This is a genomic window from Erwinia rhapontici (assembly GCF_020683125.1).
Lineage (GTDB): Bacteria > Pseudomonadota > Gammaproteobacteria > Enterobacterales > Enterobacteriaceae > Erwinia > Erwinia rhapontici.
Genome location: NZ_CP085627.1, coordinates 2,150,486 through 2,173,583, shown reverse-complemented (window position 1 = coordinate 2,173,583; position 23,098 = coordinate 2,150,486). Strand labels below are relative to the sequence as shown.

The 23,098-nt window shown below is 56.3% G+C and carries 17 protein-coding genes and 1 pseudogene; 4 read left to right on the top strand and 14 right to left on the bottom strand.

The genetic code is table 11. From position 1 onward, the window contains the following. Positions 1–40 precede the first annotated feature (40 nt). From LJN55_RS10235 to LJN55_RS10185, 11 genes are all read right to left on the bottom strand, one after another. Complete coding sequence (locus tag LJN55_RS10235) at positions 41–1,483, bottom strand: YchO/YchP family invasin (protein ID WP_227536195.1); 1,443 nt, start codon at positions 1,481–1,483, stop codon at positions 41–43. Positions 1,484–1,611: 128 nt separating this feature from the next. After that, entirely contained in the window at positions 1,612–2,514 is a 903-nt protein-coding gene (gene lpxO / locus LJN55_RS10230; protein WP_167864586.1) for a lipid A hydroxylase LpxO, read from the bottom strand. Between the two features lie 181 nt (positions 2,515–2,695). Beyond that, the gene (locus LJN55_RS10225) at positions 2,696–3,493 is read right to left on the bottom strand and encodes an SDR family oxidoreductase (RefSeq protein WP_133845358.1); all 798 of its coding nucleotides are present in this window, start codon (positions 3,491–3,493) and stop codon (positions 2,696–2,698) included. Between the two features lie 394 nt (positions 3,494–3,887). Then, on the bottom strand, positions 3,888–5,393 hold the full coding sequence (locus LJN55_RS10220; protein ID WP_159337230.1) for an FGGY family carbohydrate kinase: 1,506 nt from the start codon (positions 5,391–5,393) through the stop codon (positions 3,888–3,890). Next, the gene (locus LJN55_RS10215; RefSeq protein ID WP_133845363.1) at positions 5,386–6,453 is read right to left on the bottom strand and encodes an ABC transporter permease; all 1,068 of its coding nucleotides are present in this window, start codon (positions 6,451–6,453) and stop codon (positions 5,386–5,388) included. The genes LJN55_RS10220 and LJN55_RS10215 overlap by 8 nt, the downstream gene beginning before the upstream one ends. Positions 6,454–6,473: 20 nt before the next feature. Continuing rightward, positions 6,474–8,024, bottom strand: coding sequence for a sugar ABC transporter ATP-binding protein (locus LJN55_RS10210; protein ID WP_374760127.1), 1,551 nt, complete (start codon positions 8,022–8,024; stop codon positions 6,474–6,476). A 10-nt stretch (positions 8,025–8,034) separates the two neighbouring features. Further along, on the bottom strand, positions 8,035–8,646 hold the full coding sequence (locus LJN55_RS10205) for a DUF2291 family protein (protein WP_227536194.1): 612 nt from the start codon (positions 8,644–8,646) through the stop codon (positions 8,035–8,037). Between the two features lie 56 nt (positions 8,647–8,702). Next, the gene (locus LJN55_RS10200; protein ID WP_133845369.1) at positions 8,703–9,638 is read right to left on the bottom strand and encodes a D-ribose ABC transporter substrate-binding protein; all 936 of its coding nucleotides are present in this window, start codon (positions 9,636–9,638) and stop codon (positions 8,703–8,705) included. 148 nt (positions 9,639–9,786) lie between these two features. Further along, entirely contained in the window at positions 9,787–10,584 is a 798-nt protein-coding gene (locus LJN55_RS10195; RefSeq protein ID WP_227536193.1) for a GolD/DthD family dehydrogenase, read from the bottom strand. Positions 10,585–10,597: 13 nt separating this feature from the next. After that, positions 10,598–11,512, bottom strand: a complete 915-nt coding sequence (locus tag LJN55_RS10190) for a transketolase family protein (RefSeq protein WP_133845372.1) — start codon at positions 11,510–11,512, stop codon at positions 10,598–10,600. Positions 11,513–11,514: 2 nt separating this feature from the next. Further along, complete coding sequence (locus LJN55_RS10185; RefSeq protein ID WP_133845475.1) at positions 11,515–12,318, bottom strand: transketolase; 804 nt, start codon at positions 12,316–12,318, stop codon at positions 11,515–11,517. 379 nt (positions 12,319–12,697) lie between these two features. On the opposite strand from LJN55_RS10185, the gene LJN55_RS10180 reads away from it, so the two are divergent. Beyond that, complete coding sequence (locus LJN55_RS10180; protein ID WP_159337233.1) at positions 12,698–13,489, top strand: DeoR/GlpR family DNA-binding transcription regulator; 792 nt, start codon at positions 12,698–12,700, stop codon at positions 13,487–13,489. Here the strand turns inward: LJN55_RS10180 and cobA are convergent. The 3 genes and pseudogenes from cobA to LJN55_RS10165 all read right to left on the bottom strand — a co-directional run bounded on the left by cobA (position 13,432) and on the right by LJN55_RS10165 (position 18,742). Further along, complete coding sequence (gene cobA, locus LJN55_RS10175) at positions 13,432–14,274, bottom strand: uroporphyrinogen-III C-methyltransferase (protein ID WP_159337234.1); 843 nt, start codon at positions 14,272–14,274, stop codon at positions 13,432–13,434. The genes LJN55_RS10180 and cobA overlap by 58 nt on opposite strands. A gap of 8 nt (positions 14,275–14,282) precedes the next feature. Beyond that, positions 14,283–17,093 (bottom strand): annotated as a pseudogene (nirB, locus tag LJN55_RS10170) (nitrite reductase large subunit NirB); the annotation flags it as partial. Between the two features lie 359 nt (positions 17,094–17,452). Beyond that, complete coding sequence (locus tag LJN55_RS10165; RefSeq protein WP_227536192.1) at positions 17,453–18,742, bottom strand: nitrate- and nitrite sensing domain-containing protein; 1,290 nt, start codon at positions 18,740–18,742, stop codon at positions 17,453–17,455. Positions 18,743–19,215: 473 nt separating this feature from the next. On the opposite strand from LJN55_RS10165, the gene LJN55_RS10160 reads away from it, so the two are divergent. The 3 genes from LJN55_RS10160 (at position 19,216) to tssM (ending at position 23,089) form a co-directional block, all read left to right on the top strand. Beyond that, complete coding sequence (locus LJN55_RS10160) at positions 19,216–19,728, top strand: SH3 domain-containing protein (protein WP_133845380.1); 513 nt, start codon at positions 19,216–19,218, stop codon at positions 19,726–19,728. Positions 19,729–19,844: 116 nt separating this feature from the next. Further along, positions 19,845–21,065 carry a type IVB secretion system protein IcmH/DotU gene (gene icmH / locus LJN55_RS10155; RefSeq protein ID WP_227536191.1) on the top strand — a complete coding sequence of 407 codons (1,221 nt, stop codon included), beginning with the start codon at positions 19,845–19,847 and terminating at the stop codon, positions 21,063–21,065. After that, complete coding sequence (gene tssM, locus LJN55_RS10150) at positions 21,065–23,089, top strand: type VI secretion system membrane subunit TssM (RefSeq protein WP_227536190.1); 2,025 nt, start codon at positions 21,065–21,067, stop codon at positions 23,087–23,089. Before icmH ends, tssM begins: the two co-directional genes overlap by 1 nt. Positions 23,090–23,098 lie beyond the last annotated feature (9 nt).

Genomic DNA, 23,098 nt, shown 5'->3' with positions numbered 1-23,098 from the left:
CAAAAATCACGTTTTCAGCGGATAGCAGAATCCCCTGTATTCAGGGGGACATCAGGTCGAAACTCCCGGTATCCGCAGGCTGTAACGTGACAGGTTGCGCCAGTTTTAGCGTGATCCAGTTAGAGGTCACGCGCTGCTGCTTACTGTCTTCCAGCGTGACCGACAGATGATATTCATTGCTGGCCCCTTCGCTGCTGTCCCAGGCCGGAGCGATAATACTCCAGCCGTTAGGGCTGGCATTATCTGCCGGAGGCGTCAGGCTCAATGCCTGCGTATCCCCCTGCCAGCTCACCGCTTTAATCGCATTGCTGTTACGGACCTGTAATTTCAGCGCCAGTGTTTCACCCGGCTGCACCTGCCACGGTGGCGTGGCGAGGAAGACTGACAGCGTTTTACGCTGGCGGAACTCCATCACCGGGGAATTATTGCGGTTAACCTGATCGTAACGGCTCCCGCTTAACGACTTCGCCGCCGCGACATTGCTGGCCGAAAGCTGCTGGCTCAGCGCCACACCAATGCGGTAATTCATCTTCAACGCAAACTGGTCCTGTGACTCTCCGCCATCGCCTTCTTTATGGCTGGCAGAGAGGGTAAACAGCGGCACTGGCGTGTAATTAACGCCCAGGGAAACCGCCGTCGGGTTTGCCGTTGCATTGCCACTGTTAAACAGATCGATATGATTGCCGAGATACTGCTCGTAACTCAGGCTAACCCCTAACTGGCGGTAAAAGGGCAGATAGCCCTGTGTAGTGATGTCATAACCGCGCGCCATCCGCATCTGCGTCGTGCTGTTGCGATTGCGCCAGCCCGATAGCGGATGATAATAATTGGCGGAAAAACGCAGATACTCTCCCCAGGCTTCTGCCCCCAGAGAACCGCGCTGCTGGTGGGTAGTGAGCACATCGTCAACGAACGCGTTATACCCCACACGCCAGCTCCCGGCGATCCAACGCTGGCCCAGCCCGGCGTTGCCTACAGTGCCATATTCCGTTTGCTCCACCCCTAACTGGCTGAAAGTCAGATACTGATAATTGTCCTGCCACGGCGTCATCAACTGAGCGGAGGTGCCATTAAAACTCCCGGCATCATCTACGGCCAGCGACACGCTGGCGCGGCCATAAGGTGACAGAAGCAGTTCACCTTCACTGGCGGCACGCTCGCTGGCGGCAGTACGGAACTGATTAAACGCCCACTGACCGGCTTCCTCACGCAGCGATTTATCACTGTCGTTGTTCATGCTGGCTTCACCGATGCTTTTTGCCGCCTCAGCGATTTTCTGTGCCAGCCCGTTATCATGATCGGTGATACCCATACCCGGCAGCTGTTGCTGCATCTGCCGGAAACGACCGGGATCATCAAAGGGAGCATCGGGTACGCGTGTGGAATCATCAAAAGCACGTGCCGCCGTGATCGGCAGGCCGATCACGGCAAGGGAAAACATCAGGCTGGAAACGTGGGACAAATAACGACTAAATAGAATCATAAGCTCAAAGCAATATTTTTTATCTGCGCGAGTGTGAGTTTGTTCACAAAATCATACAACTAACCTTAGCACAGAATCCCTTCCCAACGCGAAAATCGGGCGGCCCGCGCGAAGGACCGCCCAAAAACTTACAGTGCTCGCCAGATCAAGACAGCGATACCACCGAACAGCAGCCATTTGATCACATAATATATCGGCTTATTCCACGCCTTCAGGCGTTTCCCGACCTTGCGCACCGCATAGAGGTATTTGAACACCCGGTTAATGCCCCCGGTACGGTCACCGTTATTATTGGGGGCCGCAGCCGCCCCCACCAGATGACGGCCAAGCCAGTGATTCACTGCCTGCGTCCAGCGCCAGATCATCGGCCGCTCAATATCGCAAAACAGGATCAATCGAGGCTGCCCGCTGTGATTCTCAGCATAGTGAATATAGGTTTCATCAAACACCACACCCTCGCCGTCACGCCAGCTGTAACGTTCACCATCCACTTCAATAAAGCAGCGGTCATCATTCGGGGTGATCAAGCCAAGGTGGTAGCGCAGCGATCCGGCATACGGATCGCGGTGGCGCGGCAGGCGGCTGCCGTCCGGGAGTGAGGCAAACATGGCGGCTTTGATCGATGGAATACCGCGCAACAGCGCGGTGGTACGCGGGCAGAGAGACATCGCAGAGGGATGTGCCTCGTCATACCATTTCAGATAAAAGCGTTTCCAACCGGTTCTAAAAAACGAGTTAAACCCGGCATCGTTATAGCGGTCCGAGGCTTTAATCTGCTCTGACGCCAGCAGCGCCTCGCCTTCGTCACGAATCGACTGCCAGTTGTCACGCAGCTCAGCAAGCTCGGGGAAGTGATGAGGTGAAAGAAAGGGCGTGGTGGGAATGCGGGAAAACAGATACATAAAACAGTTAAGGGGAGCGACAAAGGTAGAATGGTCAGCCAGCTGACGCCAGAAACCGTAACGAACCTTCCCTCTCCAGTGCACATACAGTACGGTAATTATCCACATCAATAAAATGAAGTATTTCATGTTGCTCTACTCGTCAGGTGACCGGGATCATCCTGTGATCCCGTAGATAAATGTCAGCATGTGTCAGGCAGGCGAAGACGACTTTTCGCCGAGTAGTGCATGACCGGAGAGAGTATAAAGACTTTTCGGCGGAGCAGAATGACGGTGGCACGAATGGAACAAAATCGGCCACCGCAACGCATCAGGACATAATCAGACCACCGTCGACGTTGATCGTCTGCCCGGTAATATAGCGTGCATCATCAGAGGCGAGGAAAGCCACCAGCCCGGCAACATCGTCCGGCTGCCCCGCGCGTTTTAACGGAATACCCTGCACCCATTCCGCCATCAGCTCGCCTTTGCCATATTTTTTACTGTCGGTACTAAGGATTTCACCCCATACGCGGTCATTGTAATCCCACATTTCGCTTTCGATAATGCCGGGACAAAACGCGTTGACGGTGATATTCCACGGTGCCAGCTCCTGTGACAGGCTCTGCGTAATCCCGATCACTCCCATCTTGCTGGCGGCATAATGCGGCGTATAGATAAAGCCCTGACGCCCCTGCCCTGACGATGTATTGATCAGGCTACCGGACTGCTGTTTCACCATATACTTCGCGGCTTCGCGGCAGCAAAGCCAGACGCCCGTGGTATTCACCGCAAGGATTTTATCGAAGTCAGCTTTGGGCATTTTGTCGAACGTGTCGATGGTGATCACTCCGGCGTTCTGGATCGACACGTCAATCGTCCCGAAACGTTCCGCAGCCTGGCGATACAACCCCTGCACCTGCTCTTCATCGGTGACATCCACCTGCAATGCCAGAATCTCACTGCCCCAGGCGGCTTTTATCCGATCAGCGGTTTCAAACACGCGCTCGGCGTTGGAGACCATCACCAGGTTTGCACCGTCTCTGGCAAAACGTTCGGCAATACCCGCCCCAATACCGCGACATGCTCCCGTGATCACCACGGTTTTATTACTGAAATTACGTTTCATCTGTTGCTCCTTTATGACGGGTCAGGCATGCCTGACCCCTACGGAATTCGGTACAAAGCTGTGAAGCCATTCTGTGTTGTAGGGGCGGGTCAGGCGTGCCTGACCCCTACGGAATTCGGTACAAAGCTGTGACGCCATTTTGTGTTGTAGGGGCGGGCAGGCGTGCCTGACCCCTACGGAATTCGGTACAAAGCTGTGACGCCATTCTGTGTTGTAGGGGCGGGCAGGCATGCCTGACCCCTACGGAATTCGATACAAAGCTGTGACGCCATTCGGTGTTGTAGGAGCGGGCAGGCATGCCTGACCCCTACGGAATTCGGTGCCTGGCCGTAACAGCCTTCTGTGTTGTAGGGGCGAGGCATGCCTCGCCCGACCAAACCACACTGCACGGCAGTTAACGCGACGGCTGCCACAGGGTACGTTTCACCGCATCCTGCCAGCCCAGCCAGCTCTGTTGGCAACGTTCATGGCGGCCCGGATCGGGCTGCCAGAGATCATGTTCTGGTATCAGCGCCAGCAGTTGTTCGTCATTAAGCTGGCCGAGCGTCCGTCGTGCCAGTAGCCCGGCACCGAGCGCCGACAGCTCTGGCGTACTGCTGCGGGCCACCGGGCAACCCAACAGATCAGCCTGAAACTGCATCAGCCACGGATTTTGTGTGGGGCCACCATCCACCATCAGTGTCTCCAGACGGAATCCCGGGTGAAGGCGCATGGCCTCAATCACATCGGCAATCTGGTAGGCAATCGCTTCCAGTGACGCACGGATCAAATGTGCTGGCGTTACGCCCCGGCTGAGCCCACAAATCACGCCGCGCGCCTGGTCATCCCACCAGGGAGCGCCGGTTCCGGTCAGCGCCGGAACAAAATAGACGCCGAGAGTCGAATCGATACTGGCGGGCAGCTCATGTAGCGCGCGGCTCAGCACCAGACCTTTACCATCGGTCAGTCCGGTCGCCTGCGCCATCCACGCCACGCCGTCCCCGGTATGAGGAATATTGCCTTCAAGACCGTAAACCAGCCGCTGGCCATCATGCCAGGCCACGGTGGTTGCCAGCGAGGTGATACTGGTATCCGCCTGGCCCAGAGGTGCCATCACCGACGATCCGGTGCCATAGGTGGCTTTCACCCCGCCCGGTGCCCCCAGTCCGTGACCGTACAATGCGGCATGGGAATCCCCGACCATGGCCATGATGGGCAGCCCATCGGGAATACCGGCCAGACCGAGGGTCACGCCAAACAGGCTACCTGAGGGGCAAATTTCCGGCAGCGCGGCACGCGGGATGCCAAACAGCGCCAGCATCGATTCATCCCAGCCGCCGCTGTGCAGATTTAACAGCTGGGTACGTGATGCATTCGAGGTATCGCAGCGGAACTGCTGCCCGCCGCTCAGGTTCCATAGCAGCCAGGCATCGATGGTACCGAGGCAAATCTCGCCGCTGTCGGCACGCGAATGCCCCTCCGGCGTGTTATCCAGCAGCCAGCGCATTTTCGATGCTGAAAACAGCGGTGCCACCGGTAACCCGGTAATGGCACGGATCAGCCCCTCCTGATTATCGCGTTTGAGCCGATCGCAGAAGACACCTGAGCGTGAACACTGCCAGGTCAGCGCAGGCCCAATAGGGCGACCACTGTGGCGCTCCCAGCCGATGGCCGTCTCGCGCTGATTGCTGATGGCCAGTGCCGCCACCCGATTTTCGCCCACGGTGTTGAGCACTTCGCGCAGCACCGTCAGCGATGCGTTAAGCAGCGTGAGCCCATCCTGTTCAACCCAGCCCGGCTGCGGCGTGGCAACCGTGAGCGGGCGGGACGCTTTTGCCACCACTTCACCGCGAGCATCAATCGCCACCGCTTTCACATTGCTGGTCCCTTCATCCAGCGCAACAATCAGTTCTCTAGCCATGGCTGACCTCAGAGAGCGGCGCGGCCGCCTGCTTTTTTTCATGGCGACGCATCAACACCACTTTGCTTTGCAGCTTCTGCTGGAACTGGTCGATGACAACGGCGGTGACAATCACCAGCCCTTTGATCACCATCTGCCAGAAATCGCTGACGCCCATCATCACCATGCCATCTGCCAGGAAGACAATCACAAAGGCACCGATGATCGATCCGGACACACGTCCGCGTCCCCCGGCCAGTGCCGTACCACCAAGCACCGTGGCCCCAATGGCATCCATCTCAAACATATTCCCGGTCATCGGATGCGCAGTTTGCAGCTGCGACGCCACCACCAGCCCGACCAGCGCGGCACACAGACCGGAAAAGGCGTAGACAAAGACTTTCACTTTGATAATCGGCACACCGGCCAGACGGGCGGCAGATTCATTGCCACCCGCCGCATAGATATAGCGGCCCAGCGGGGTTTTACGCGTGATATACAGCCCAATCAGCAGGAAACCGATCATCAGCCAGATCGGAAAGTAGACGCCAAGGAAGCTGCCCGAACCAAGCAGTGAAAACCCGGTATTGCCCAACTGCGGCACGCCAACCAGGTTGGCGTAGGTGCTGCCGTCGTTAAACAGCAGCGCCGCGCCGCGGGCGATATACATCATGCCGAGCGTACAGATAAAGGGCGCGACGCCAAGACGGGTGATCACCGTACCGTTGATCAACCCCAGCACCACCCCGAACAACGCCACCGCGAGGATCACTTCCGGGACGTTAAGAAACAACACCTGTCCGCCCCAGAGAGGGACACCGCTGGTCAGCAGCGCCCCGGCCACCATTCCACAAATGCCCGCCACCGCCCCAACGGAGAGGTCAATCCCGCCCGTCAGAATCACCAGCGTCATGCCAATCGCCAGCAGGCCGGTGATCGCCACGTGCTGCGTCATAATCAGCACATTGGACAGGGTCAGGAAGTTCGGCACCATCACACTGAAAAAGCCCACCACAATCAGCAAGGCAATAAACGTTCTGGCTTTCAGCAGGTACATATACAGCAGATATTTTTGATTCATTTTTTCTTCCTCAAGCCCGCTTATTCGTGCGGTGTCGACGCAGTGATTAACGTTTCGCGCGTGGCATCAGCACGCAGCAGGTCAGCGGTAATACGCCCATCCGCCATCACCAAAATGCGGTCGGCCAGCGCCATCACCTCATCCAGTTCCGAGGACGAAAACATCACGGCCAGCCCCTCCTGGGCCATTTTGCCGATCAGTTGATACACATCGGTTTTGGCACCGACATCAATCCCCCGCGTCGGTTCATCCAGCAGCACCACTTCCGGGCCGGTCATCAGTGCCTTGCCCAGCACCACTTTTTGCTGATTACCGCCGCTCAGAGAGGTGATGGGCAGATCGGTATCGCTGACCTTGATCGCCAGGCGTTGCACCATGTCGTTCACCTTTTCGCTCTCCTGCTGCGGACGCAACAGCCCCAGCGCCCGACGAAAGCCGCGCAGACTGAGATCGCTCAAGGTCATATTGGTTTTGATCGACATCATGCCGATCATCCCCTCGCCTTTACGGTCTTCCGGCACCAGCGCGATGCCCTTTTTCAATCGGTACTGAAAATCACGCTTGTCCAGTACTTCGCCGTTCAACACCACGCGGCCGCTCTGGCAGCCCATCAGTCCTATCAGACCTTTAAACAGCTCGGTACGCCCGGCGCCCAGCAGGCCGTAAATGCCCACCACTTCACCTTTCCGCAGTGAGAACGTCACATCGTTCAGCTTGTAGCCACCATCCTGACGCAGCGCGGTGAGTCCGCTGACGTCCAGCACCACCTCTCCCTGCGTTGCGGCGGCATAGTCGAACTGCTTTTTCTTATCGCCTACCATCTGGGCGATGATCCACGGCACGCTGGCATCGCGCACATCACGTTCGCTGATAAAACGCCCGTCACGGAAGATGGTGATGTGATCGCCGATCTCCATCAGCTCTTCCAGACGGTGCGAGATATAGATAATGGTGACGCCACGCCGCTTCAGCGCCGCAATCACGTTAAACAGGACTTTGACTTCCGACTGGCTGAGCGCCGAGGTCGGTTCATCCATAATCAGTACCCGGGTGTCTTTCGACAGTGCACGCGCAATTTCCACCAGCTGCTGGTGACCGATGCCCAGCTCACCGAGCGGCGCATAAGGGTCCACATCCAGCTCCAGCCGTTCCAGCAGGGCTTTCGCCAGCTGGTACTGATATTTTTCGTTAATCCGGCCGCGCTGGAAAAACTCATTACCGATAAAGATGTTGTCCATCACATTCATATTCGGGAACAGATTCAGTTCCTGAAAAATGATACTGATCCCGTGCTTCTCAGCCTGCTGGGTCGAGTGCAGCGACACGGGTTCTCCGTCGAGAAAAATCTGCCCGGAGGACGGCACTTCCACTCCGGCCAGCATTTTCATCATGGTGGATTTTCCGGCACCGTTCTCACCGATTAATACATTGACCTTGTTGCGATACACGCGGTAGTTCACCTGGTCCAGCGCGGTCACGCCAGGATAGATACGCGACACATCACGCGTTTCAATCACCACTTCGGGCAGCTGATCCGGCGATAACAGCGGGTCGATTTGATATTCAGCCATCATGAGCCCTCTACTTGCGTACCACGTGAGCCGGGGTGACATCCGGTGGTGTTTGCGGCACATCCCAACTGCTGAAGACCCCATCAACCTCAACGCTTTCACCGACTTTCGGTTGCAGCTTTTTCACCTCATCTGACGCCAGGTTATTGATCGCCTTACCATAATCACCAAACAGCACCTGATCGTTGAAGTCCTGATAGCTGGCCCCCTTATAAGCGTCGCGCAGCGCGGTACCGCGAATGATCGGGCCAATCTGCACCACGACCTGCTGGCCGCTGACGTCTTTAATGGTCATTTTTCCACTGCGTGAGGTGGTGTTCACCTCAGTAACCGTGCCCTGAATTTTGATGCTGAACACACACGGGTTCTCATCCTGACTGCGGTATCCCCACTGTTTACAGGCCGCATCAAAATCTTTTGCTGTGGCCAGCGACTTCATCAGTTCGTCGAGCGGTTTTGCCTCGCTGACAATTTGTGGCACGATTTTTTGCTGATACGTGGCGGTGACATTTGCCATCGCGGGGTTGGGCGGATTTTTTAAATCGGCCAGCTCCTGCTGTGACACAATACGGCAGCCCCCGAGGGCTAAAGTGGCCATTGCCAGCCAGACTCGCCTGGACATAATTCTCTCCTTTGCGCCCCCACAGGGGGCGCAGTCACATCTTATGAAGCGTTAACTCAGGATTTGAAATTGAAGTCCTGCACTTTGTCTGCGTTGTCCTGGTTGATCAGGATGCCGCGGAACATCACGCGCTGTTTCTCGGGTTTGGTGCCTTTCTGCAGGAAATTGTCGATATCGGTGACGCCCTGCGCGGCGATCGCCTGCGCCTGCAACATCACGGTGGCTTTCAGCGTGCCGGCTTTGACCGCATCACGTTCGTCGTTGCTGCCATCAATACCCACCACAATCACATCACTACGACCGGCCGCTTTCAGGGCAGCAATGGCCCCCAGCGCCACCGGACCGTTACCACAGATCACCCCTTTTACATCCGGGTGCGCCTGGAGAATGCTGTCCATAATGCGCTTACCGTCGATCAGGGTGCCTTTCGCATCCTGCTTCGCCACACTTTTCATATCCGGGTACTGATCCAGTACCTGGTGGAAGGATTTCGAACGGGTGACGCAGTTGTTGTCGGCCAGGTTACAGGTCAGTTCGGCATAGGTGCCTTTCTCGCCCATCTTCTCAACGAAAACGTTCGCCACATCGGAACCCGCCTGGAAGTTGTTGTGGGTGATCTGCTCCAGCGCGACGTCATCAACCGGGATTTCACGGTTAATCAACACCACAGGAATACCGGCATCTTTGGCTTTTTTGATGGCGGCAACGCTGGCTGTGGAGTCAGCGTTATCGAGGATAATGCCCTGCACTTTTTTACCGATGGCGGCATCAATCAGTTCGCTTTGTTTTTTCACATCTTCACCGTGGGACAGCACGGTGGTTTTGTAACCCAGTTCCTGTGCCTTCAGGTTGGCCCCTTTGGCCTCAGAAGCGTAGTACGGGTTATCCAGCGAGTTAACGAGGATCATGATGGTGCCTTTCTCTGCGGCAGTAACGGCATGAGAGAAGGAGCAGGCGGTCGCTAGAGCTAACAGAGTTAAACGCATTTTCATTTTGATGTTCTCTTATGTTGTTATGTGTAGGTACAGCTTTTTAACCTTGGTATCGGATGCCGCAGTTGCGTTTACTTACCGCCTTGCTGCAACGACCGACAGTCGGGATAACATCTCGAATTCTCTGGTGTTGGCGCAGTAATCGGTATTACCAAATAGTGAAACCGCCATCGATCATCAGGTCTGCGCCTGTGATCATGTCGCTACCGTTGCTGGCAAAAAACAGCACGGCGGCGGCAATTTCGTCCGTGTAGGCAAAACGTCCCATTGGGATCAGTTGCTTCATCGCCTCCCCTTTCTCCCCACGCCAGGCTTTCTCGCCCATTGGCGTCAGCACCACGGTCGGCGACAGGGTATTCACGTTAATTTTGTGGGGCGCAAACTCTTTCGCCATCACTTTGGTCATCCCCAACAGCCCGGCTTTCGCCGAGGTATAGGCCACATGGTTATCGATAGCGATGGATGCCGCCTGCGAGGCAATATTGATGATCTTTCCGCCTTTACCCGCTTTCACCATGCGTTTTGCCACCGCCTGAGAACAGAGGAATGGCCCGGTCAGATTGACTGCCACCTGCTTCTGCCACTCGGAAAATTCCGTTTCCAGTACCGGCTGCAACATCACGTAGCCCGCACAGTTCACCAGAATATCGATCTGGCCATAGTGCGCTTCAACCTGTGCTATTGCCTGCTCCACAGAGTCCGGGTCAGTGACATCGCACTGAACAAACTGGACGCGATCGGCTGCGAACTGTCCGGCAATATCCGCCACTTTGCTCTGTTCAAACGCCGGATAGAGCAGTGCCAGCTTCGCGCCTTTCTCCAGCAGCATCTGATTGCTGGCCATCGCAATCCCCCCCAGCCCCCCGGTGACCACGGCCACCTTGCCACTGAGATCCCCGTTGATATCTACGCCGTAGCGCAGATTGACGTCATATTCGTTACTCATTTCCAGACTCTCCTTAAGCGGCAACAAGATTTTCTAACGTGGCGCGCAGGCCTTCAGCATCGATGCGGAACTGGCGACGCAGGGCAACACGACTGCTGCTATGGGTAAATTCATACGGCGGGATACCCAGCGGAATAAAGCGCTGGCGCAGGCTGTGCTGATGCAGCAGCTCACCGATAATGCTGCTCAGACCGCCACTCAACACATGTTCTTCCATGGTGATCACCTGACGGTGTGCGGTAATCAGCTTGATGACCGCCGCTTCGTCCAGCGGCCACAGAGAAGGCAGTGAGACGATGGTGATGCTGTCATCTTTTGCGGCCAGCGCTTCATGAGCCAGCGTCCCCAGGCAGAACACCACGGTGTCTTTACCCTGCTGTAACACCTCTGGTTTACCCGGCACAAACTGGTAATCGGCATCATGCAGCAGCGGCACTTTATCGCTGTCCATACGGATATAAACCGGCCCTTTATGGCTGATGGCATGGCGGGCAATCGCGCTGGCCTGAATGGCATCTGCTGGCGCGAAAATTTGCAGGTTGCCCATCGAACGGGCGATAGCAATGTCGTTAGTACAGTGGTGCGTGGCACCCAACGGACCGTAAGCAAAACCGGCATTCAGGCCGAGCATCTTGACGTTAGTTTCTGAGTAACAAACATCATTTTTCAATTGCTCATTCGAGCGGGCAAACAGAAACGGTGCAGCGTTAGCGGTGAATACCGTACGGCCACTCAGTGCCACTCCCGCCGCCATTCCCACCATATTCTGTTCAGCGATACCCACGTTGATGACCCGATCCGGGAAGGCTTTTTCAAACGGGGCAATTTTTGATGTTGAGGTGGAGTCGGCCACCATGACACTGAGGTCTGCTCCCTCATTCTGGGCTTCCACCAGCGTGGCAATCACGGCGTCACGTAAGTCTTGCATGGTTAATCCTCCAGCTCGGCCAGCCCAAGGGCCAGTTGCTCATCATTAGGTACGGCGTGATGCCAGGCCGGGACGTTGGCCATAAACGAGATACCGTGCCCTTTTTCGGTATTGGCTAAAATAACGCGGGGTTTACCGATGCCGGGTTGGTTAGCGGCGGCGGCAATGGCGGCAGGATCGTGCCCGTTGCACTCCAGGACTTCGAAACCGAATGCCAGCCATTTGTCGGCCAGCGGCTCCAGCGGCATGATATCTTCGGTTTTCCCGGCCAGTTGCAAACGGTTACGGTCAACAATCGCCACCAGGTTTTCCAGTTTGAATTTACTGGCCGACATCGCTGCTTCCCAGTTAGAACCTTCCGCCAGTTCACCATCTCCGAGCAGGACAAAAGCACGACGGTCAGCACGACCAGAGAGTTTGTTGCCCAGCGCCAGACCCACACCAATCGATAACCCGTGGCCTAAACCACCCGAGTTAATTTCCACCAGCTCTGGCAGCTTCTGATGGATGGGATGGCCCGCCAGCAGCGTATCGTCCCCCATAAACTGGTCGAGGATCGCCGGGTCAATCAGGCCCATAGCAGCCGCGCTGCAATACAACCCGCCTGCCCCGTGACCTTTGGAGAGGATGAAACGGTCCTGATCGGGACGCGGACGGCTGCGATCCATCACCGCCATAAATAAGGTACAGATGATATCCACCTCAGAAAGGTCGGCACCGGTATGACCTTTGCCTGCCCGATGATTCATTTGCAGTACATAGCGCCGGGCCTGACGCGCAGTCTGTTTGATTGCCTGAAAGTCCATCATTACCTCTTCATCTATGACGCCGCGGGCCGGATAGCGTGTTGATATGACAGTCAACAGCGGCAATTTCGTTTTCGAATAAAAATATACGCTATCGTTTGTAATCATATTGTGGGGTGGATCATATTTCAAACAAAAGCCAAAAATAACATTAATGCATTATAAAACAGCAATATAGCGAGAATTCGCGGCGGGTATTGCGATGAAGACAATGTTAAATATCAGTTAAATCAATTGAATGGCAATTTTTGACTTTCATTCGAAAATTGAAAGTCACTTTTGCAGATCTCGCAATTGATGCGGACGAGGGTTACTATTTATCGCAACAGCCCGGCTGACGGGGCAGGCAACCCGCATTCAGGCAAAGGGAGTGATTGACTTGAAAAGCAAAAATGAACAACTGGCTGATATGCAGCAACGGCGGGAAAAGATCCTGGAGATGATCCGTGAGGATGGCACCGTCACGGTAAAAATGCTGACGGAGACTTTCGGACTGACCGAAGCCACTATCCGTACCGACCTGCGTATGCTGCAAAAAGAGGGGTATGTGCAGCGTTATCACGGCGGTGCAACATTGATTACAGGTAAGCAAAATACCGGCGCATTGCTGCTGGAACGGCAAACCCATCTCGACGCAAAAGATGCCATTGGGCGTCTGGCGGCACAGCATATCGAAAACGGCGATACGGTCATTTTCGATTCGGGCACCACGACGACGGCGATCGCCAATCATATGAATCACATCCGGCGCCTGTCGGTGGTGACCAACGCCGTGAATATTGCCCTGAAGCTGGGCGGTGAGCCGGGGATTAATATCCTGCTGACCGGCGGCACCTTTAAGTTCCCCACCCTGTCGACGTCAGGTGAAAAGGCCGCCAGTTTTTTTGAAAACGTGCTGGCGGAGAAGCTGTTTCTCGCCACGGCCTGCATTTCTCCCCGCCTCGGTCTGAGTTTTCCCAGCGAGACGGATATCAAGGTGAAAAGCGCCATGATCCACTCTGCGAACACCGTTTACGTGGTGGCTGACTCCAGTAAAATCGACAAGGTGTCGATGTTTGCGTTGCCCTGCGAATGGAGCAAAATCCAGTATCTGATCACCGACAGCGGCATTACTCAGGCGTCTATTGACGCCTTTGAAGCACTGGGGGTGAAGGTGCTGGTGGCGCCCTGATCGGCGTCAGTTCGGTATAAACGCACCACGTCACCGACAATCAACAGGCCCGGTGACTGTGGCTGCCGTTCCGCTACCGTCTGCGCCAGCCGGTCAAGGCGGGTAATGTGGGTGCGCTGATCGTGACGTGTGCCCCGCTCGATAATCGCTACCGGCGTATGCGCATCGCGTCCGTGCCGGATCATCTGCTCACTTAATGCCTCACACCATGTTAATCCCATATAAAACACCAGCGTCTGGCGGGCATCACGTAAACTTTCCCAGTCAAGCTGGGGTTTGCCGTCACGTCCATGACCGGTGATAAAGCGCACCGACTGGGCCATGTCGCGGTGCGTCAGCGGGATGCCAGTGGCGGCCGCACAGCCGGTAGCGGCGGTAATGCCGGGCACAATATGGCAGGTCACTCCCGCCTGTTGCAGCCACTGCATCTCTTCCCCTCCCCGGCCGAAAATAAAGGGATCGCCGCCTTTAAGACGGATCACCTGCCGCCCGGCACGGGCCAGATCCACCAGCAATTGGTTGATCTGTGACTGCTTCATGCCATGAAAACCCGGCGTTTTTCCCACGTCAATATTCAGTGCCGTTGGGGGGATCAGTGCCAGAATATCCGGCCCGACCAGCCGATCGCAGACCACCACCTCAGCCTTTTCGATAAGACGCAGCGCGCGCACCGTCAACAGGTCCACGGCTCCCGGCCCGGCCCCCACCAGCCAGACATCTCCCTGCTGGCCGGGGGGGAAGCCCCCGGCCAGCAAACGATCAAGAGCAGGTATTTTTACAGTCATTTTCGGCCTCATACTGTCAGGGCGGTGTCGCCCGGAGTCTGAACCAGCGGCGTGCTGGCAACCCAGACCAGCCCCTGTTCAATTTTCACTGGCCAGCAGCGCTGGTAAAGCGCCGGGTTGTCCAGGCTCTGTCCGTCTTTCAGTCGGAATCGCTGTTTGTATAACGGCGAAATCACCAGCGGTTCACCCTGACTGTCGCCCAAAAGCCCGCGCGACAGCACATTGGCTTCCGTTCCTGGTTCATGGTCATCCAGTGCGTAAACCGTATCATCAAGCCGGAACAGGGCTATCGCCTGTGAGCCGAGGTGCGCGCCGATCCCGGCCTGCGGGGGGATCTCCTTAAGGGTGCAGACCTTATTCCACAGCGATGTGGGCTGCACGTCATTTACCGAGCGACGGAACAGCGCCAGACGATCGGGGCTGGCCAGCGTGGTCTGCCATTCACACTGATAGCGGTCAACGACGCGCTGCATCTCCTGCTCCAGTTCGGCAGCAATCCCGAGCACATCATCCATCACCACCTGACGCAGATACTCCAGCCCCCCTTCAAGGTTATCCATCCATACGCTGGTTCGTTGCAGACGATCGGCAGTACGGATATAGAACATCAGCAGACGGTCGACATAGCGCACCAGTGTTTCTGCATCCAGGTCGCTGGCAAACAGGTCGGCATGACGCGGCTTCATCCCGCCATTGCCGCAGACGTACAGATTCCAGCCTTTGTCGGTGGCAATAACGCCAATGTCCTTACTCTGGGCCTCTGCGCATTCGCGCGTGCACCCCGATACGGCCATTTTAAACTTATGGGGGGTTCGCAGCCCCTTGTAACGGTTTTCCAGCCGGGTCGCGAAACTGGTTGAATCCTGCACGCCGTAGCGGCACCAGGTCGATCCGACACAGGACTTCACGGTGCGCAGCGATTTGCCGTACGCATGCCCGGTTTCAAAACCTGCGTCCACCAGCGCCTGCCAGATAACCGGTAACTGCTCCAGCCGGGCACCAAACAGATCGATACGCTGGCCCCCGGTGACTTTGCAGTACAAATTGTATTTTTGCGCAATTTCACCGATGGCGATCAGCCCCTCTGCGCTGACCTCACCGGCCGGCATCCGGGGTACAACCGAATAAGTCCCGTCCTTCTGGATATTGGCAAAATAACGGTCGTTGGTATCCTGCAGGGGTAACAAAGCGGGCGTCAGCAGATAGTCATTCCAGCAGGAGGCCAGCATCGATCCCACCAGCGGTTTACAGATTTCACAGCCGTTGCCGCGTCCCTGCTTCGCCAGCAACTCTTCAAAGCTTTTGATATTGCCCATGCGAATCAGTGAGTACAGCTCCTGACGTGACCACGGGAAGTGCTCGCAGATATCTTTCTTCACTTCTACGCCCAGATCCGCCAACTGGTATTCCATGACCTGTTTGACCAGCGCGGCACAGCCGCCGCAGCCCGTGGCCGCTTTGGTGCTGGCTTTCAGCGATGCCATATCGCTGCATCCTGCTTTGACCGCGGCGCAGATATCCCCTTTGGTCACGTTATGACAGGAGCAGACCTGCGCGCTGTCCGGCAGAGCCGCCACGCCAAGCGCTTTCGACGGAGCCCCGGCACTCTGCGGCAGGATCAGACTTTCAGGGGCATCAGGCAGCGCCATGCCGTTCAGCATCATTTGTAGCAGCAGGCTGTACTCGCTGCTGTCACCGACCAGCACGCCGCCCAGCAGCGTTTTACCGTCAGCCGAAACGACAATCTTTTTATAGATTTCCCGGGGTTCATTGGTCCAGTAATAGCTCTGGCTGCCCGCCGTTTCTCCGTGAGCATCCCCCATTGATGCCACCTCGACTCCCAGCAGCTTGAGTTTAGTACTCATATCCGCCCCGCTAAATGCCGCGGCTTCTCCTGCCAGCGTTGCCGCCAGCACGCGCGCCATCTGATAGCCGGGAGCCACCAGGCCATAGAGATGCCCCTGCCATACAGCACACTCACCGATGGCCCAGACGGCTGGGTCTGACGTCCGGCAGCAATCGTCTATGACCACGCCACCGCGTTCGCCCAGCATCAGGCCTGCCGCAGCGGCCAGGTGATCGCGTGGGCGGATACCGGCCGAAAACAGTATCAGATCGGTCTCAAGGGCACTGCCATCGGCAAAATTCAGCCGCAGCGTGCCATCTTCCTGAGCGTCAATGCTCTGGCTCTGCTTACCGGTATGAACAGCAACCCCCAGCGCTTCGATTTTCCGGCGCAGCATCGCAGCGCCCCCCTCATCCAACTGCACCGCCATCAGCCGCGAGGAAAGCTCGACCACCGCGGTTTCCAGACCCAGTTTTTGCAGTGCATTGGCCGCCTCCAGCCCCAGCAAGCCCCCGCCAATCACCACACCACGCGTCGACCCGGTGGCCTTCGCGGCGAGGGAATCCAGGTCGTCCAGCGTCCGGTAAACAAAACAGGACGCGTGTTCGCTGCCGGGGATCGGTGGCACAAATGGGCTGGAGCCGCTGGCCAGCACGAGCTGGTCGTACGCCTGAACACGACCATCTGCTTCGTGCACCTGGCGCCGCTGGCAATCGATAGAGACCACCTGCCGCCCGGTTCGCAGTTCAATGCCGCTTTGTTCAATAAATCCGGGGGGGACCAGAGAGAGTTCCGCGTGCCCTTTCCCGGCAAAGTATTCCGATAAATGCACGCGGTCATAAGCGACATGGCGCTCTTCGCCATACACGACAATATGGAACTGCTGCTGTAGCTGTCGGCTGACCATCTGCTCAAGGAAGTGCTGGCCGACCATGCCATGCCCAATCACCACCAGCGTGGGTTTATCTGCTGCCTCAACCGCTGTATTCACCACGGGTACGTTGCTCTGTTCTTTGCTCATCATTGCCTTGCCCTGAAAAAAACCATAAAAAAAGGCGTCCACCGACATGCGTAATGCATGCGGTTGGACGCCTTTATCCAAAGCACTCGTTGCACCGCCATTGGTGGAACAAATGCATGTTATTTTGTCTTAACAACTGCAAGATAACTTGCAAACACTGTGCCAGAACCGGGTCCGGTACAGCTGTTTATATGCCGCTGTGCGATCAGTACTTTAGCTTTCGACTACGCACGTTAAGCGCGGCTTCCGCCGCCAGGCACGTCGTTGTGCGCTGCGGTGAAGCAAAAGGTGCACAATCTTTGTGCACACGCTTAGTTGTCCTGAGACGCAAATGCAGAAGCCACCGCCAGCAGTGCGCTGGCAATATCCGCCATGCGCTTGTTCTGATTCATCGCCATTTTACGTAGCGCCTGCCAGGCTTGCTCTTCACTGTAGCCGTGGTGCTGCATCAGTAACACTTTGGCGCGGTCGATCTGCTTACGATCCTCAATACTGGCTCGCATGGCGGCCAGCTCATTATCCTGATCCTGAAGCCGCTGTGACTGCTGCTGGATCAGCGCCAGTAATGACCGTCCCAGTTGAGGTGTCAGCCCACCGGGCTCCTGCCTGCCTGACGAAACAGGTACCCGTCCGTCATTTCCAGCGATGAAGACGCTCCAGGCCGGCTCACGGGCACTTTTTTGCATCTGTTGTTGCAGGTCGATCGGGGTGATATCCCGCTGAGCTTCAGCCGCAGCAATACTCTGGCGGCAGCGCTGCATCAGGGCGCGAGCAAGACAATCTTCCACCGTTTTCAGCCCATCGATCCGCTGGCTCAAAGACTGATGCCAGCGCAGCGCCATTGCCGCGCCCTGCTCATCAGTTCGTGCAGTCGTGCAGGCAATACGCCTTAACCGCTCGATATTATTTTCACTCTGCGCCACCTGCTGCCAGCGTTGCAGGCTCTCTTCGTCTGCGAATCCGGTAAAATGGCTAAAACAGCGCTCCTGGGCATCAATCAACGCTACAATCTGTTGACTGATTGCCGGGGTAAATTGCCCGGAAGCAAACCCTGCCGCGCCGATAGACCGTTCCTGCCCGGCCAGTTCTTTACCCTGCATAAAGCTGAACATGGCAATTAACACGCGCGAAACACCGGGGTCCGAAGCGGTATCCACCATTTCAAACACCAGGTTCAGCAACTGGCGGATAATATGGTTGAACTGCTCCATGACAACGGCCTGGGTCAACTGCAATGTCCGCACCTGCTTCCGCAGCGTGCTCAGCTCCCCCAGTGCCTGCAAGGCGGTGGCAATACGGCTGTAGAGACGGCTGGATGCGGGCCCCTCCTGACTGTCATCCGGCACGGCCGGTAGCAGGAGCATCACCTCTTGCTGGCTGCGAGTGACCCGGCATCCGCACTGCGATAGCTCGTCACTGAACAACTGCCCCTGAGAACAAATCCACAGATTGCTTGCTCCCCGTTCGCGCTGAATCTCATGAATCAACTGACTGACTTCCGTTGTCAGCCTTCCGCTCTGTAAAAGGGAGCGCAGGCTGGCGATTTCCCGCTGCCGTGATGCCAGAAGATACGCCAGCGCAGAAGGATAATGATCTGTCATCGACTTAACTCCGCTAGCATTCAAAAGGTCTGGCTAAGCAATTACCGTGCCGGGATGGCGCGACGAATCTGACTGGCATTTCACTGAAAAAAGGCATAGTGCCTGTTTACTGGAGTGATACGGAATCAATAAGTCATATTTATTCATTCAATTACGTGATAGTCAGCCAGCGTGTGGTTTCTAAGCAACCACCATAGCGCAGAGCGGAATACCGATTATTGACGCTAATCAAATTGCCGTTTTGTCACCTTTCAGGCAAACTCTGTCACGCTTATAGCAGGCCGATAACATGTTCAACAGGCTCCTGCAATGGTTTCCATTCCCAAAAGCGTCAGGTAAACTGACATGAGAATTATCTTTATGTAAACCTGTGAGATTTTTTCCTGGAACGTACAGAGTAATTGACTTTTAATAACACGATATGGCGTCGTTTAATGCCGCCCTGTCGCGTCTGTAAAGAACCCGATTTATAGATGATATTCACGAGGACCAATGTGAAAATTAGCATCGCGTTTACCCTGCTGGCCGTGCTCACTTTAGCGGGATGCAAAGCGCCTCCACCGCCTGTCACTGATGACACCGTCGTCAGCAGCGTTGTTGATGGCGTAACGTTAACGCATCGCTATGCGGTGAAAGCCCCCGCATCCTTCACTCCAGTGAATGAGAATTATCGCGCCCTGTATAATGCGTCTGTCATGACCCGTCCCGACTATAGTGGCAAAGTGGTGCGCTATCTGGAAAACGGTAAGCCGTTCCTGGTGCTGGGTGAAGTGGAGAACCGCTGGTTCGCCATTGCTGACGTTGATGAGCAACAGCTGATTGGCTACGTGCCGCTGAAAGCTGGGGTGAAGAGCGATATGTACGATGCCACACTGCGCAGTGACCGCCCGCGCCCGCGTAAAAACAGCAAGAAAGTGTGCGTCGATGTTGGCGGTAAGAGCAAAGCCTGCCGCAACAATAATACGGCGACCTGGATTCTGGAGTAAGCGCGCCGGATAAGGCCTCACCGTTGCCACGGATGGCAGCAAAAGCGTTTTATTCACTCTACGGTGAAGTTGACCCTATTTGCCTGCTGGCACACAGCCGAGATTAACACATCCTGATGACGTCGGAATTTCCCGTTGACCCAGCTACACCGGTCAGCCCAGACAATCCCCTGGTAACAGCGGCCTCTCCGCTGCTCAATGCCATTGTACAAATTCGTCTGGCGGCCACCCATGACGATCCGGCCGGTTTACGCCATCAGCTGATCGATGAAATACGCCAGTTCGAAACACGCTGCAAACAGACTGGCATGCCGTTTGAAATGATTATTGGTGCCCGCTATACACTTTGCGCGGTGCTGGACGAAGCCGCAGCACAAACCCCCTGGGGCAGCCGTGGCGTCTGGTCCGGCAATGGTTTGCTGGTCACGTTCCATAATGAAAGCTGGGGCGGCGAAAAAGTCTTTCAGCTGCTCGCACGCATTTCCCAGAATCCCACCCAGCATCTCTGGCTACTGGAAGTGATCCATTTCTGTTTACTGCTGGGTTATGAGGGTCGCTATCGCAGCATGGATAACGGCCGCCTGCAACGGGATGCCGTACGTACCCGCCTCGCACAGCTTATCCAGGAAACGCGTGGACAACAGGAACCGCCGCCTCTGCAAACGGTCGTCGCCGCCGGGCAAAATACGCTGTGGCGCCCACCTGTGCCGCTGTGGGTCTGTATCTCTCTTGCCACGTTTGTTGGCTGCCTGATTTTTTCCAGTCTCAACTGGCGTCTGGGCAATGCAGCAGAACCGCTACTGCGGCAGATCTGGCAAACGCCGCTGCCAAAAGTGGTCGCAGGACAGCGCGGTGCAGCTCCGCAGGCCCTGCTCGATTTACGCCTGCGTCTGAGCGATCTGATTGCCGAACGTAAGGTTGATGTCACCGACAGCGCCAACGGCAGTAAAGTCATCCTGCCGGCCGATCGCTTATTCGCGCCATCCACGACGGTGCTGTCTCCTGAAGGTCGTGCGCTGATTGCCCGCGTGGCCACCGCGATGGAGTCCGCCAAAGGGACCATTCTGGTCAGCGTCTATACGGATGACGAGCGGATACTGTCCAGCCGTTTTCCCTCAAATTATGAATACTCTGCCACCCAGGCGCGCGCCATCAGCAGCATGATGGCGCAGTTGATCGCCCAGCCAGGCATCAACGTGCGCGCACAGGGCCGGGGTGATAGCGGTGCACTGTTACCGAACGACAGTAACGAAAATCGCGCGCAGAACCGCCGCGTTGAAATCACCCTGTTCGCTGCCCCTGAGTCAGACGACAGCCACACTCCGGGGAAAAATTAATGCTGAACACTTTCTTTTCACTGCTCTCCAGCCGCCTGTTATGGGGGCTGGTCGGTGTTACCGCGCTGTCTGCCCTGATCTGGATGGTGGGACCGCTGCTGCCTTTTACCCGTTTCCAGTCGCTGGACAGCCCATTAAATCGCCAGCTGTTAATCGGTCTGTGCTACTTTTTGTGGATACTCTTTCAGCTTATCCCTCAGCTTTACCGCGCCTGGTTCAACAGCAAGTTGCTGACACGCCTGCAACTCAGCAATATCGACCACGCGGAATTACAGGCTACGGGTGAAATGCTCAATAACCGCTTCAGTGAAGCGGCGATGCTGTTAAAAAAAACCCAGTTTGGCAAACGTAAAGGCTGGCTACAGCGTTTCAGCGCGCAGTATCTCTATCAGCTTCCCTGGTATCTGATCGTCGGTGCGCCTGGTGCCGGTAAAACCACAGCACTGATTAATTCCGGCCTCGACTTCCCGCTCAGTGATGCGATGGGGAAAAGCGCGCTGCGCGGTATCGGCGGCACCCGCCACTGCGACTGGTGGTTTACCGGCGAGGCCGTACTGCTGGATACTGCCGGGCGTTATACCCTGCAAGAGAACCAGCGCGCACGCGATGCCAGCGAATGGCAAACCTTTATCACCCTGTTAAAGCGCTATCGCCCGCGCCAGCCCATCAATGGCGTGATCATGACCATCAGCGTGGCGGAGCTGTTGAGCGACTCAGCAGAGGCACGCCATGCGCAGGCCACGGCGCTGCGCCAGCGCATGGCAGAATTACACCAGCAAACCGGTATCCCCTTCCCGGTGTATATCATGGTGACCAAAACCGACCTGCTCAAAGGTTTTATGCGTTACTTCGCCCGGCTGGATAAGCAGCAACGTGAACAGATTTGGGGCTTCACTTTCCCCTGGGAGCCAGGCCTGGGCGATCGCCGACTTCACGCTCAATTTGAACAGCAGTTTCAGTGCCTTTTATCCCGGCTGATGGCCGATCTCAGCGACAAAATGGCACAGGAAAGCGACCTTACCCTGCGTGCTGAGTGTTTCCAGTTTCCTCAGGAGTTCAGCGCCCTGCGTCCCCTTCTGGCTGAATATCTGGATATTGTTTTCTCGCCGGAAAACAGCGAAACACCCTGGGCTGCACGCGGTTTGTTCTTTACCAGCGGGACACAAGAAGGCTTGCCGTTTGACCGGGTGATGGGCGAACTGTCACGCAAGCTGCAACTGCCACAACCTCAGGGGCAGTCGATTGCCAGCTGGGACAGTGTGAATCGCAGCGCTCCGATCCCGGCGAATAAGGGACAGAGCTACTTTATTCACGGCCTGCTGCGTGATGTAGTGTTTAAAGAGCGCCGCCTGGCGGGCAGCGATCGCTCCTGGGAACAGCGCAACCGTCTGCTACACCGGGCAGGCTATGCGGTGCTCGGCGTGGCGTTAGTGGCGGCGTCAGCCTTGTGGATCACCAGCTATTATAAGAATCAGCACTATCTGGAACAGGTGTCCACACGCTTACCTGCCGTGACGCGGGAAGCGGTGCAATTGACCAGCAATAATCACGGCAACATCCTGGATCTGCTACCCTTCTTAAACCGTCTGGTGGCATTACCCGAAAGCAGCCAGTTTTCACTGAATGCTCCTCCGCTCAGCCTGCGTGGCGGACTGTACCGGGGGGACCAGATCAGCGAGGCGACCTGGGGCCTGTATCAGGGGGCTTTGAGAGCATTGTTGCTGCCGCGTGTGGCGCAGACCATCGCACAAACCCTACGCAATGATGACGGCAAAGATGCTGAGTTCAGCCGCAATGCCCTGCGCGCTTATCAGATGCTGTACCAGCCGCGCAGCTATGACGGCGAGTTCCTGCGCGGCTGGGTGATGCAGAATCTGCAACGCAGCCTGCCGTCCAGCGTCACGACACAGCAAATCCAGCAGCTGGACTGGCATTTAAGTCAGTTACTGGATCGTCAGATACTGAGTTCGCCTTATATGCGTGATAACGCGCTGATGGTCAGACAACTCACCGCAGCTCACTGAGAAGGTCGT

What these genes read in the sequence shown, in the direction of transcription:
- LJN55_RS10160 (WP_133845380.1), top strand. Translation starts at nt 19,216, where the DNA reads ATGATATTCACGAGGACCAATGTGAAAATTAGCATCGCGTTTACCCTG.
- lpxO (WP_167864586.1), bottom strand. Translation starts at nt 2,514, where the DNA reads ATGAAATACTTCATTTTATTGATGTGGATAATTACCGTACTGTATGTG.
- icmH (WP_227536191.1), top strand. Translation starts at nt 19,845, where the DNA reads ATGACGTCGGAATTTCCCGTTGACCCAGCTACACCGGTCAGCCCAGAC.
- LJN55_RS10205 (WP_227536194.1), bottom strand. Translation starts at nt 8,646, where the DNA reads ATGTCCAGGCGAGTCTGGCTGGCAATGGCCACTTTAGCCCTCGGGGGC.
- tssM (WP_227536190.1), top strand. Translation starts at nt 21,065, where the DNA reads ATGCTGAACACTTTCTTTTCACTGCTCTCCAGCCGCCTGTTATGGGGG.
- LJN55_RS10220 (WP_159337230.1), bottom strand. Translation starts at nt 5,393, where the DNA reads ATGGCTAGAGAACTGATTGTTGCGCTGGATGAAGGGACCAGCAATGTG.
- LJN55_RS10195 (WP_227536193.1), bottom strand. Translation starts at nt 10,584, where the DNA reads ATGAGTAACGAATATGACGTCAATCTGCGCTACGGCGTAGATATCAAC.
- LJN55_RS10235 (WP_227536195.1), bottom strand. Translation starts at nt 1,483, where the DNA reads ATGATTCTATTTAGTCGTTATTTGTCCCACGTTTCCAGCCTGATGTTT.
- LJN55_RS10185 (WP_133845475.1), bottom strand. Translation starts at nt 12,318, where the DNA reads ATGGACTTTCAGGCAATCAAACAGACTGCGCGTCAGGCCCGGCGCTAT.
- LJN55_RS10225 (WP_133845358.1), bottom strand. Translation starts at nt 3,493, where the DNA reads ATGAAACGTAATTTCAGTAATAAAACCGTGGTGATCACGGGAGCATGT.
- LJN55_RS10215 (WP_133845363.1), bottom strand. Translation starts at nt 6,453, where the DNA reads ATGAATCAAAAATATCTGCTGTATATGTACCTGCTGAAAGCCAGAACG.
- LJN55_RS10165 (WP_227536192.1), bottom strand. Translation starts at nt 18,742, where the DNA reads ATGACAGATCATTATCCTTCTGCGCTGGCGTATCTTCTGGCATCACGG.
- LJN55_RS10190 (WP_133845372.1), bottom strand. Translation starts at nt 11,512, where the DNA reads ATGCAAGACTTACGTGACGCCGTGATTGCCACGCTGGTGGAAGCCCAG.
- LJN55_RS10210 (WP_374760127.1), bottom strand. Translation starts at nt 8,024, where the DNA reads ATGGCTGAATATCAAATCGACCCGCTGTTATCGCCGGATCAGCTGCCC.
- cobA (WP_159337234.1), bottom strand. Translation starts at nt 14,274, where the DNA reads ATGACTGTAAAAATACCTGCTCTTGATCGTTTGCTGGCCGGGGGCTTC.
- LJN55_RS10200 (WP_133845369.1), bottom strand. Translation starts at nt 9,638, where the DNA reads ATGAAAATGCGTTTAACTCTGTTAGCTCTAGCGACCGCCTGCTCCTTC.